Origin of the sequence: Fontibacillus forbon (assembly GCF_046559655.1) — a bacterium.
Lineage (GTDB): Bacteria > Bacillota > Bacilli > Paenibacillales > Paenibacillaceae > Fontibacillus.
On the sequence record NZ_JBKGFV010000002.1, the window covers coordinates 146,436 to 158,789 of the forward strand.

Sequence of the window (12,354 nt, forward strand, 5' to 3'; positions counted from 1 at the left end):
TGGTAGATTGAGCTTTCTGGACAAAGCACTTAGGAAGATAATCGTATCTATCACAGATTACCAAAATATTGAAGATTAGGAAAGACCATTCGTCGCAAAAAATCCGCCCCATATGCCGAATCATTCCGGTATACGGGGCGGACCTTTGGAAACTTATCAAGCGTTCAAATTCTGAATGCTATACAACTGTGCATATACGCCATTCTCTTTGGTCATCAGTTCCTCATGCGTGCCGCGTTCAGCGATAGATCCGTTTTTCATCACGATGATAAGGTCGGCATGAGTAATCGTGGACAACCGATGGGCGACGATCAGGGTAGTACGGCTCTCGGACAGGTGCTGAAGCGATTGCTGGATTAAATGCTCCGATTCCAGATCGAGCGCCGAAGTCGCTTCGTCCAGAATAAGGATCGGCGGATCCTTCAAAAAGACGCGGGCAATTGCAACCCGCTGCTTCTGGCCGCCTGACAGCTTCACGCCCCGCTCGCCTACCTCGGTATCATAGCCTTGCGGCAGCGCCGCAATGAATTCGTGGGCGTTGGCCGCTTTTGCTGCGGCAATCACAGCATCTTCATCGGCATCCGGGTTGCCTAGCTTGATGTTATCCCTCACGCTGCCGCTGAACAAGAAATTGTCCTGCAGCACCATGCCGATCCGGCTGCGCAGGCTTTCCATTGTCCACTCGCGGATATCTCTGCCACCAACCGTAAGCGCACCTTTCTGAATGTCATAAAAACGGGGGATCAGCCCGACCAGGGACGATTTACCGCCACCGCTCATCCCGACAAAAGCGACCGTCTGCCCGGGATTCACCTGCAGCGAAATATTTTTCAGCACCCAGTTTCCTTCCTCCTGATATTTAAACCAAACGTTGCGAAAAGCTACGCCATGAGTACCGTCCGGCATCACTGCCGCATCCTTGGCGTCGGTCATATCGTAAGGCTCATCCAGAAGCTCCAACACCCGCTCCCAGGAAGCGGAAGCCTGGGTCAAGATCGTGGAAGAGTTGATCAGACGCTTCAAGGGCGCATACAAACGGTCCAGGTAACCGAAAAAAGCAACGAATGTCCCCAGCGTCAAACGGCCTTGAATTACTTCATATCCGCCATACCCGATCACCAGCAGCGGCGCGATATCCGTCAAGGTGTTGATAATGGCGAACGTCCAGGCGTTCCAGCGGCTGTGCGCCATGGCCCGGCTCAAATATTTGCCGTTAATGCCCTCGAACTGACGCGCTTCATGTCGCTCCAGGGCAAAGCTGCGGATCACGGAAATCCCCTGAATGCGCTCATGCAAATAAGCCTGGATTCCGGCCAGCGCGGCGGAGCGGTCCTTGGTAAGCTTTTTCAGCCGTTTGTAAAGCACTTTTACCGCCAAAGCGTAAAGCGGGAATATAGCGATCGCCACGAGCGTAAGCAGCGGATTAAGATAGAACATGAATCCGAGCACGAACACCAGGGTAAAAGAATCCAACCAAACATTCATCATGCCGACTTCGACGATATTCTTCGTTTGCTCCGCGTCATTGATAAAGCGGGAAATAACTTCCCCCACTTTGGTGTTTTGATAGTACCTGAGCGATAGCCTTTGCAAATGGGTATACAGCTTGTTGCGCAGATCGAACAATATTTTGGCCGTAATGAACTGGGCAAAATATTGTCTGGCATATTCCACCGGCCCCCGTACGATGACGAACAGAAAGAAGGTCCCCCCGAGCACCGTAAGAAGCCGGTTTATTTTCTCGCCGATGTCCACGCCGTTATTGAGTAAAATGTCATCCACTACATACTTTTGGACCAGCGGCAGCAGCGAGGGGATGCCAAACTTCAGGATTCCGATGATCAGCGTTACAATAATCCACTTCGTATATGGTTTTACAAACTTAAAATAAGCTTTCCAATGCTTCAACTTGACTGCACTTCCCTCTAGTTATCTCTGTTTTAAACTTTCATTGCCAGACTCTCCGCATAATCATCCAGACGCGACCGGATCAGGCCTGCATTCAGACCTCCAAATCCAAGATCTTCCCATCCTTTATATACCCCCGGAGGCCCCGGGAGCACCTCGATTAAACAAAGCATGTCCCAATATGGATGCGCAGCCTCCGCCACACTTCCTTCGGAATCCAGATAAGATTTCAGGAAAGCATCCGCCGTTTCGGTTCCGTACAACTGCACCAGGTTCAACCGGCAATGACCGGTATCGATCCCCGCCGGACCCTGACAGGCATTTACCCAGTCGACGACGCCGCTTACCCGGTCATCTTGCCAAAGCACGTTCGCCGGATGGTAATCCCGATGAATCAATCGGGGCGTATAACCCGGAACCTGGCCTCGCACGCATTCAATCACTTTGGCCCATGCGTCAGGTTTAGCCGTCCATTCCGGTATTTGTAGCTGATCTATCTTATTGTACGTAAAATAATTCCAAGGTATCGGCGCAGGATTCGATGCATGCAATTGGGCAGCAACCCCTGCCAATTCCTGAAGCCAGGGTTGCGACGGGGCTTGCGGAGGCAGAACCACCCGCCCCGGCAGACGGCTCATCAGCACCGTCGGCAGCCCGCAGACCCTGCCATCAGGATCTGCTGCGATCCATTCGGGCGATGGCAGCCCTGTAGAACCGGCAGCTTGCAATGCCGTCGTTTCATGCCGAGCCAAATCCGGCTCATTTCGGAGCCAGTACGTATCCGTAAACTGACGCATGACCCACTTAATCTGCTCAACACTATCGCCGAGAGTTAATTCCAAAGCATATACCGCGGAGGAAATTCCGCCTTGAAGCGGAGTTGCCTGCACTACCCGGGCTTGTCCCCCGGCCTGCTCCTCTATCCATGACAGCACTTGCTTTGGCAACGCCGGATTTCCCGGCTGATCGTTAATTCCCACTCCGTGCCTCCCTTTCGCTGGACAACCGCTCATTTTTTGCGTAAAGCTGTATTTGTCAACTCAATAATGATATACTCCATATTAACATGTCACTGCCTGCAAGGTCGCAAAAGTTGCGGAGCAGCATGACCAGAACCCGCTTGGGCCGCGCTACTTAGGAAACAGGCAACCATAGGCAGCAGCCGCATTAGGAGGATAACCATGTCACGTCGATTTGTTATCGAAGCCGTGATGGTGGCGATTTACGGTGAATTGCTGGTGCCTTCAGCACCTGTCGAATATATTGTCCCTTACACCACCGTCATGGAGCTTTACGAATTTCAAAATAGTCCTGAACCGTTGATGAACGATGCTTCGGACGACCTGCATGTCAAAAACAAGATCAGCGAGCTGATCTCCTATCTCGAGGAACCGCTCAACCGCAAGAAACTGGAGCGTGCGCTATCCGTGCCGTGGTCCAAGAGCCCGGCTATTTTGTTCGGCGATAACATTTCCTGGACCGTCATAAACGCGGTTGATAATGAACAGTATGGGGAATTGCTCGATCCGATCGAAACCGAAATCGTACTTACCGCTCAACGGGAAAATGCACCGGTATTAACCGATCAGCTTGAGCTTATCCGTCGTATTATCGAAGCCGAGGCTCCCGTTCAGGTGTTTGACATCGGCGATTTCGACTTCGCGATGGAGGACAGCATATTCTCTAACCTGAATTAACATTTACTCCATGGGCAATAAAAAATAAAGGATCGAGCGATGGCTTCATCACTCAATCCTTTTTTTCTTTTCAGGAAAATTCCATCTTTGCCATTACGGAGCTATCGGCTCGTATTCATATTCAATATCGTCTTCAGTGGAGTTATAAGCGACCTTAAGGTTGTATCCATCCAGGTACCACTTGTCCTGATCCTCCATGAAGAACGTAATTCCCTCCGCTTCGGAGGAAATTCCCGGCGAAACCGGATGATCTGACTGAATGCCGAGTGAAAAACCGGGATGTATATGTCCGCCAGCGCTGTAACGGGCAAATAATCGCACCGACTGCCCTTGCTTCAGGTCAAGCTCTTTTTTGAACCACTGTGCGGCTTCTTTGGAAATTTCAATCATCTGCGTCCCCTCCTGTTCTCTCCTTTATTTTAGCCCAATCCTTATAAATTGCAAAAAATAAATTGACACTTTCGCAAAACCGGTGATAAAATCGTCAACATACGAGATCTAAGTTTGAATTAATTACCATTCAGAAAGGGGGTTACGGTGTTTATGTTTAATTTCATTCCCGCTCTTACTCAGGGCGACCGCAAATGCAAACAACAGAATATCGTAGTAACCCCTGCAGGCTTTAATGGTGCTTTGTATTGACCCCTTCCGTGCTGACTGGCATGAGAGAATAGCAGCTTATCCATTTCGCGGCGGTTACTTGCGCAGGTCAAGTAGCGTACGCGGCATATGTTAAAGTTATTAAGGCATATCGTTTACGGACGATATGCCTTTTTTGCTGTTTTCACGCTCTCGGAAGGCGCTTGAAACACTAAGCGCCCTGGCAACTGCATCACCTATTGGGAGTATAAAGCGGTTTCCGGCACCTGTAGAGGTTAGAAAGACAACAAAATGGATGTAGAGAAAAGGAGGAAACCTTGCTATGTTTTCCGTACTAAAAAATTTAGGATGGTTCTTTAAAAGAGAAGAAAGGCGGTATGTTATCGGCCTGATCCTGCTGATCGCAGCTGGAATCATGGAACTTGCACCGCCAAGGCTGCTCGGCAGCGCTATCGACGATATCGTGGCCGGCACCGTGACCTGGAATTCGCTGACCACTTATATCTTGCTCATCATCGCCGTCCTCGCCGTTATTTATCTGATTACGTACATATGGATGCATAAATTGTTCGGCGGTTCCAATCTGGTGGAGCGACTGCTGCGAACCCGATTTATGAACCATTTGTTGGGCATGACGCCCCCGTTCTTCGAACGTAGCCGGACAGGCGACTTGATGGCTCGCGCGACGAACGATCTGCGCTCGGTAGCGGCAACCGTCGGATTCGGAATGCTGACGCTGACGGATTCTACCGCTTATCTGTCTGTCATTTTTATCGCAATGAGTACCCTGATCAGCTGGAAGCTGACCTTGGCCGCGATCATCCCTCTCCCCTTCATCGCGTTGGCGATGAAAATTTACGGCCGCATCATTCACGAGCGTTATACGCTTGCCCAGGATGCCTTCGGGGACATGAACGACCAGGTGTTGGAATCGGTAGCCGGCATTCGCGTCATCCGCGCCTATGTCCAGGAGCGGAATGACGAAAAACGGTTTGAAGAGATTACGAACGATGTGTACAAAAAAAATCTGGCCGTGGCCAAAGTGGATGCCTACTTTGAACCGACCATCCGCCTTTGCGTCGGACTCAGCTATGCGATCGGTCTGACTTACGGCATTTATCTCGTTTTCCACAATGAACTGACCCTGGGCGATCTCGTATCTTTCAACATGTACCTGGGGATGATGATTTGGCCGATGTTTGCGATCGGCGAACTGATCAACGTCATGCAGCGCGGCGGTGCCTCGCTGGATCGCGTGAACGAAACGTTGAATGTCCGCCCCGACGTCGAGGATCCGCAGCATCCGGTGGATATCGCCAAACCGGAAAGCATCGATTTCAAAGACGTAACGTTCCGGTACCCGACTTCGACCATTAATAACCTGGAAAACATCGATCTGTCGATCAAACGCGGGGAAACCCTCGGTATCGTCGGCAGAACCGGCAGCGGGAAATCGACGCTGTTGAAACAATTGCTGCACGAATATCCTTCCGGAAGCGGCGAACTGGCGATTTCCGGCGTTCCGATCGGGCAGATTGCCCTGAACCGGTTACACGGATGGATCGGCTATGTGCCTCAAGAACAGGTACTGTTCTCCAAAACGGTCCGGCAAAACATCCAGTTCGGGCTTTCCGATGCGCCGGATGAGGTCATCATGGAAGCGATCCGGACCGCAGCCTTCGACCAGGACCTCGGCACACTGTCCGACGGGCTGGATACACTAGTCGGCGAAAAGGGCGTTGCCCTGTCCGGCGGTCAGAAACAGCGCGTCTCGCTGGCAAGAGCGTTTATCGCCGATCCGGACATCCTGATTCTTGACGACGCCCTGTCCGCGGTCGATGCACGAACGGAAGCCCGCATTATCGGGAATATCCGAAGTAAACGCTCCGGCAAAACAACGCTCATTTCCACGCACCGCTTGTCGGCGATCGAACATGCCGACTGGATCGTCGTGCTGGAAAAGGGGCGCATCATCGAGCAAGGTACCCACGAAACGCTGTTGCAGTCCGGCGGCTGGTACCGAGAACAATATGAACGCCAGCAGGTGGAATCCAACCTGACTGACGGGGAGGTGTCCTAGTATGCACACCCATACGGGAAAAGCACTGTTCAAATACGCCTTGACGGCGAAAAATACATTCATTCTTGCTTTAGTCATGCTGGCAATCGGCGTAGCCGCCGAACTGGCCGGCCCGTTTCTCGCCCGGACAATGATCGACGATCATATGCTGGCGATCGAGAAGCCGTTCTTCGAAACGACGAAAACCGGTGACAGTACCGTCGTCGCTTATGACGGACGCCATTTTAAACGCGGCGACCGGTTTGCCGACGGGGAAGCCCGTGGAGCCGAGGCCCGCATTCTACAAGTCGGCAAATCCTTCGTTTTCGTAAACTCCGCGGTAGCCGATGTCTCCGGCGACCGCAGCTTCAAAGACGGTGCTCTGACCTTCTCCCATAACGGAGAGATCACCGAATATCCGGCCCAAAAGTTGAAATCGACCGAAGTGTTTGCTTTTTACAAGCCGGAAATCCCCGGCATTCTGACATTAGTCGGCTGGTATTTCGTTTTCCTGGCCATTTCGATTGTCATGGAATTCGGCAAAACTTACTGGCTGCAATCTTCGGCCAATAAAGTAATTCAAAAATTGCGGATGGACGTTTACGCTCATATCCAGCGTCTGCCGGTTCACTTCTTCGATAATCTTCCGGCAGGGAAAGTCGTCTCCCGGGTTACGAACGACACGGAGGCGGTGAAGGATCTGTTTATCGCCGTACTGGCCAACTTTTTCTCGGGCATCATCAATATGATCGGCGTGTTCGTCGCCCTGTTCCTGCTCGATGTCCGGCTTGCGTTAATCTGCTTGTTCGTCGTGCCGATCATTTGGCTGTGGGTGGTGCTTTACCGGAAATTCGCCACCAAATACAACACGATCATCCGCTCCAGACTGAGCGAAATCAACGCCATTATCAATGAATCGATTCAGGGCATGTCGATCATCCGGATTTTCCGCCGCGAGGCGCAAACCAAAGCGGAATTCGAAAACCTGAACGACGATTATATGAAGCATCAAAACAAAATGTTGAATTTGAACGCATTTACATCGCACAACCTGGTTAACGTAATCCGCAGTCTTTCGTTCGCCGTAGTCCTCTGGTATTTCGGTTCCGCGCAATTGACCGGTGCAGGGATCATCTCGCTCGGCGTGCTGTACGCCTTCGTCGACGTGCTCGGCCGTTTGTTCCAGCCGATCACCGGGATGGTTAACCAGTTGGCAGCCCTTGATTCATCACTGGTCTCGGCCGGCCGCGTATTTACGCTCATGGATGAGCCGGGAGAACCCGTCACGGACGGATCGATGCCTCGTTATAAAGGAAATGTGGAATTCAAAGACGTATCGTTCGCTTACAAACGGGATTATGTGCTGAAGAACATCTCATTCGAAGCGAAGCAGGGTCAGACCGTGGCGCTCGTCGGGCATACCGGTTCAGGCAAAAGTTCGATCATCAACCTGCTGTTCCGGTTTTATGACCCGCAAAAAGGCAGCATCACGATTGACGGGCAACCGGTAAAAGATTTGCCTAAACAATGGATCCGCCAGCATATGGGGATTGTACTGCAGGATCCTTACCTGTTCACCGGCACGATCGCTTCAAATGTCAGTCTGGGGGATGAGCGCATCTCCCGCGAAACCGTTGAAAAAGCGCTGGAGGATGTCGGAGCGAAGCGCATCCTCTCCCACCTGCCAAAAGGGTTAGATGAGCCGGTCGTCGAAAAGGGCAGCACGCTGTCCGCAGGCGAACGCCAGTTGATATCGTTCGCGCGTGCGCTGGCCTTCGATCCGGCGATCCTCATTCTCGATGAGGCTACCGCCAACATCGATACGGAAACCGAGGCGCTGATCCAATCCGCGCTCGAAGTGCTCAAACGGGGGCGGACGACATTCATCATCGCCCACCGGTTGTCCACGATCCGCAGCGCGGATCAGATTCTCGTCCTGCACCGCGGCGAAATCGTCGAACGCGGCACGCACGAGGAATTGCTTGCGCAAGGCGGACGCTATTATCAAATGTACCGCCTGCAGCTAGGTACTGCGGAAGCCCCGGCATCGCCCGGGCCCGCTATGCAAGCGGCGGTTAACCGGATTTAACATCGTATTAACCGGCAAACCGGCTGGATACGGGGCTTCCTCCCTGTGCCAGCCGGTTTTTTTTATGCCAAAAATCATATTGCGCATAAAGAACATATGTTCTATAATTGTGAAAGTTATTACAAAACTATTTGGAGGCAATGATATGTTAAAAAGAATACCCACCCCTTTCAGTTATTCTTCAGCCGTCGCTGCCGGAGATTATGTATTTATCGGACTGCACCGCGGCTTTGGCGAGACGTTTCAGGAGCAGATTCATGACCTGTTTACGCATTTGCAAAGAACCCTCCGGCAATGCGATACCTCCCTGGATCAGATCGTCAAGGTTTCGGTCCACTTGAAACATATCGAAGATCTGCAGGCTATGGAAGAAGTGTTTTCCGATTATTTTGAACCGGATCAGTTTCCTGCCAGAATGACAACGACTACACAATTTTTTGATGTCGATTGCTTCCTCATGATCGAAGGGATCGCTTATAATCCGGGTTTGACATCCACTCCTGCATAAACAGTTCGCGGGAACTTGATCCTTATGCAAAAAACCGCTTAACGAAGTCTTAAGGACTTCGTTAAGCGGTTTCCGCGCCAGACCCTATTATTATTTTTGTTGCGCAATCTCAACCGTGTAGTTGCTTGAAACATAAGTTTCCGTTTTGGAATCCGTTATGACTTGAGGATAGAATTTACCTGCTTCCGGAGATAGCAATTCATAATATACGACAGCTTTATTCTCTTTCGTAAATTCCACCTTCACCACAGTGATGCCATAGCCCGGATGCGGCTGTTGATAGCGGGTCAAAACGACCTTGTTAATCTGATCGTTAACCTTCTCAATAGTGAACGATACGTTTTGCTGGGCGTTCTCTTCATTTTCCTTATATTTCTCCACGTACTCGGCTGCATTATATACCATTCGCGCCGCTTCGATCCGCGTCATGCTAGCAGTCGGGTAGAACTTGCCCTGATCGTCCAGCTCCGTGATTTTCATGAGCAGCAATCTTTGAATGCTTCCGGTATAAAGAACATTGCCTTTATCCGCATCTTTCACTTCAATATACATTTTGATCATCGGATAATTTCCGGTTGCGGAGATCGCTTGATCCAAAATGTACGCAAACTGCTCCTTGGAGATTTCGCCATTCCATTTGAAATTGTCAGGCAACTTGATCCCATGCGCTTCTGCGGCCTTTTGTGCCGCGTTATACCACGGTTTTTTACCATGATCGTTTTTGAACGGTTTCATATCTTCCTTACCTTGCAGTCCGAGTGCATTGAGGATCATGTATACTCCCTGAGCACCGGTCAATTTACCGCGGGGAACAAACTTGTCTTTGGAAATCCCCTGAATAATTCCTTTTTGCTGCAACGACTCCGTAATTTTCGCGTCTTGTCCTTGGACGTCGTTAAAGGCCGATGCCGATGAAGCCAGCAACAGAGAACCCGACAAGACCAAAGCGGCCGCTGTTTTAATTTTTGAATTTTTCATTATTATCACCTCTGCCCCCTAGACGCAGTAAGTTTCGTAAAGGTTGCATGTTTTTTCCTTTCATGGTGCCTTGTCCCGATGGATTCACATCGCCAGGCTGCGATGCACCGTATAATACCCGGATTTTTCAAGGAATAAACGAAAAGTCCGGAATCTCTTCCTCTTTAGAGAAAAAAATCCGGACTTTATTGATTTTGCGGAGCTTAGGCCGCTCCGTTCATTTTGCGGCAGATTTCCGCGCACTTGCGGCACATGGCCGCGCAATCCTTGCAATGCTCATGTTCATGCTTTTCACATTCCTCCGCGCACGCCTCGCAGGCTTTGACGCAAAGCTCGCAGATTTCCTTCGCAAACGGCGTATTGCGGGACAAGGCTTCGGCGGTAAACGCACAAATGTCGGCGCATTCGCGGTCCAGCCGGATGCAATCTCTCAGCATGGCCAATTCATACTCTTTCAGACTGGAAACATAGCAGTAATTACATGCATTCATACATTGGAGACACGCATCGATGCATTCACGGTATTTTTCCTGGATCATAGTTCAATAACCTCCCGATGTTGAGTTGCAAGTGTAAACACGCTCTTTATGTATTACCATGTTCACGAGACTATGAAACGTAAAGGAAAGGATACCCAGCTAATCTGCTTGCATTCCGGATTTGCTTAGGCCCGGCTTTTCTCTGCTCCCGGATTTGCTTAGGCCCGGCTTTTCTCTGCTCCCGTATTTGCTTATGACATGCTTTATGCTTACTCAGGCTCCTCTTCCATCTCTTTCAACCGTTTGGCAAGCGCCGTCTGATCGAAATGCTCGCCAATAAACACCGCTACATCCGGAACATCGCCCTGTGGTGTTATTTTGAGATAATCGGCCTCACGGTACGCATATTGAAACAAAAACCGGCTTGAAGTATCGGAAAACCGCAATATCCCTTTCCCTCTGTAAATTTCACGGGGCAGGTCCTTAATAAATTGTTCGAATACCACACTGTTTACCGGCCCGGAAAAATAGTGAGTATAGACGGTCACATGATCATGTGAGGCGTGCGAGTGAGACGCGTGGGTATCTGCCGAATGAGAAAGCCCGGCTTCCCCATGATCATGTTCATGGCTATGGTCATGCACATGCTTTGAATCAGTATGAGGTACATGATCGGTATGAATGGAGCGATCCCCCTGTTGTTCGTTTTTTTCCAGCAAATATGGCAAGTCCACCTCGCACTTTGTAGCCGGGACAATACGGGCATAAGGATTCAGCCGGCTCAGAAGATCACTCATCTCCTGCTGCGTTTCAGTCGATATCCGGTCGATCTTGTTCAGGATCAGGTCGGAACCGCAGCGGATTTGCTCCAGCATCAGACGATAGGTCTTCCCTTGCTGCGACGCATACAGCTCTGCCAAATGAGCGGCATCCACGACCGTAATCATCGGCCGGATATCCAATTTCAAGTAGAGCGACGATTCGGTTACCGCATCGAAAATCTCCATCGGATTGGCGGCTCCTGTCGCTTCAATGACTACCAGATCCGGCTGTTCTTGCTTAACCAGCTCATATAGCTGCACGCTCAAATCGCCCTTGATCGTACAGCAGATGCAACCGCCAAGCATTTCGGCCATAGGGACCTCTTCGCCGACAAGCTGTCCGTCCAGGTTGATTTCTCCCAATTCGTTCATGATGACCGCAGGCCGCAGACCGAGATCTTTCCAAAAAGATATTAGGTGTTGCAGCAAAGTGGTCTTTCCGCTTCCTAAAAATCCGGACAAAATATATATAGGCGTGGTTCCTTGTTCTCTCTCCATAATTACCTTCCTCCGTCGTTTAACTCTCTTCCCATGAAAGCGAGTTTACACCAAGGCGATGAATCACGCAACTTTCAGGAGTATGGCTCCTCCGTCACGTTCGTCATTTTCCGCTAAAAGCCTTTATGATCGATATCCACGGAATGTGGTAAAGTATAAATACATCATCCTACATGCAGAAAGGATATGAGCGAAGATGAGATCCGTTGATGAACACCGGAATGAAGCCCCGCAGGAGGTGGCCTGCATGATCGTTACCGTGTCGGATACCCGTACGGCGGAAAACGATTTAAGCGGCCAGCTGATGCAGCAACTTCTGACTGAACATGGCTACAAAGTGGTTAGATATGAGATCGTCAAAGATGAATACGACGGAATCCGCCAACTCCTGCGCGAAGCGGTATCCAGCCGTTCGGTCGAGGCCGTGCTGCTTACCGGGGGTACGGGGATTGCACCGCGCGATACGACTTATGAAGCGGTGCGCAGTTTGCTCAATAAGGAATTGCCGGGCTTCGGCGAAATATTCCGTTATTTAAGCTACACCGAGGATATCGGCCCTGCCGCAATATTAAGCCGGGCGATCGCCGGTACGATAGGCAATATGGCCGTGTTCTCGATGCCCGGCTCCAAAGGAGCGGTTAAGCTGGCTATGGAAAAAATCATCCTGCCGGAGCTGCGGCACGTGATGCGGGAAATCTACAAGAAATAAATCAGTTG

11 protein-coding genes are annotated in these 12,354 nt (G+C 50.6%); 5 read left to right on the forward strand and 6 right to left on the reverse strand.

Annotated elements, in window-relative coordinates:
* Positions 1–156 precede the first annotated feature (156 nt).
* Entirely contained in the window at positions 157–1,908 is a 1,752-nt protein-coding gene (locus ACLB09_RS07365) for an ABC transporter ATP-binding protein (RefSeq protein WP_410769154.1), read from the reverse strand.
* 32 nt (positions 1,909–1,940) lie between these two features.
* A complete protein-coding gene (locus tag ACLB09_RS07370; RefSeq protein WP_410769155.1) occupies positions 1,941–2,888 on the reverse strand; it encodes a phosphotransferase family protein in 948 nt (315 codons plus the stop codon).
* 201 nt (positions 2,889–3,089) lie between these two features.
* On the opposite strand from ACLB09_RS07370, the gene ACLB09_RS07375 reads away from it, so the two are divergent.
* A complete protein-coding gene (locus ACLB09_RS07375) occupies positions 3,090–3,605 on the forward strand; it encodes an ADP-heptose synthase (RefSeq protein WP_410769156.1) in 516 nt (171 codons plus the stop codon).
* Between the two features lie 93 nt (positions 3,606–3,698).
* Here ACLB09_RS07375 and ACLB09_RS07380 read toward each other — a convergent pair whose 3' ends face one another.
* Positions 3,699–3,995, reverse strand: a complete 297-nt coding sequence (locus ACLB09_RS07380; protein WP_114498216.1) for a HesB/YadR/YfhF family protein — start codon at positions 3,993–3,995, stop codon at positions 3,699–3,701.
* Between the two features lie 532 nt (positions 3,996–4,527).
* Here ACLB09_RS07380 and ACLB09_RS07385 point away from each other — a divergent pair.
* The 3 genes from ACLB09_RS07385 to ACLB09_RS07395 all read left to right on the forward strand — a co-directional run bounded on the left by ACLB09_RS07385 (position 4,528) and on the right by ACLB09_RS07395 (position 8,861).
* Positions 4,528–6,285, forward strand: a complete 1,758-nt coding sequence (locus tag ACLB09_RS07385; RefSeq protein WP_410769157.1) for an ABC transporter ATP-binding protein — start codon at positions 4,528–4,530, stop codon at positions 6,283–6,285.
* Between the two features lies 1 nt (position 6,286).
* Positions 6,287–8,353: an ABC transporter ATP-binding protein gene (locus tag ACLB09_RS07390; protein ID WP_410769158.1), complete on the forward strand. Its 2,067-nt coding sequence runs from the start codon at positions 6,287–6,289 to the stop codon at positions 8,351–8,353.
* A 145-nt stretch (positions 8,354–8,498) separates the two neighbouring features.
* Positions 8,499–8,861, forward strand: coding sequence for a RidA family protein (locus ACLB09_RS07395; protein ID WP_410769159.1), 363 nt, complete (start codon positions 8,499–8,501; stop codon positions 8,859–8,861).
* 90 nt (positions 8,862–8,951) lie between these two features.
* On the opposite strand, the gene ACLB09_RS07400 is transcribed toward ACLB09_RS07395, so the two are convergent.
* The 3 genes from ACLB09_RS07400 to ACLB09_RS07410 all read right to left on the reverse strand — a co-directional run bounded on the left by ACLB09_RS07400 (position 8,952) and on the right by ACLB09_RS07410 (position 11,637).
* The gene (locus ACLB09_RS07400; protein WP_410769160.1) at positions 8,952–9,839 is read right to left on the reverse strand and encodes a protease complex subunit PrcB family protein; all 888 of its coding nucleotides are present in this window, start codon (positions 9,837–9,839) and stop codon (positions 8,952–8,954) included.
* A 203-nt stretch (positions 9,840–10,042) separates the two neighbouring features.
* Positions 10,043–10,378 carry a four-helix bundle copper-binding protein gene (locus ACLB09_RS07405; RefSeq protein WP_410769161.1) on the reverse strand — a complete coding sequence of 112 codons (336 nt, stop codon included), beginning with the start codon at positions 10,376–10,378 and terminating at the stop codon, positions 10,043–10,045.
* 209 nt (positions 10,379–10,587) lie between these two features.
* Positions 10,588–11,637, reverse strand: coding sequence for a CobW family GTP-binding protein (locus tag ACLB09_RS07410; RefSeq protein ID WP_410769162.1), 1,050 nt, complete (start codon positions 11,635–11,637; stop codon positions 10,588–10,590).
* A 196-nt stretch (positions 11,638–11,833) separates the two neighbouring features.
* Between ACLB09_RS07410 and ACLB09_RS07415 the strand changes: the two genes are divergently transcribed.
* Entirely contained in the window at positions 11,834–12,346 is a 513-nt protein-coding gene (locus tag ACLB09_RS07415) for a MogA/MoaB family molybdenum cofactor biosynthesis protein (protein ID WP_410769163.1), read from the forward strand.
* Positions 12,347–12,354: the final 8 nt, after the last annotated feature.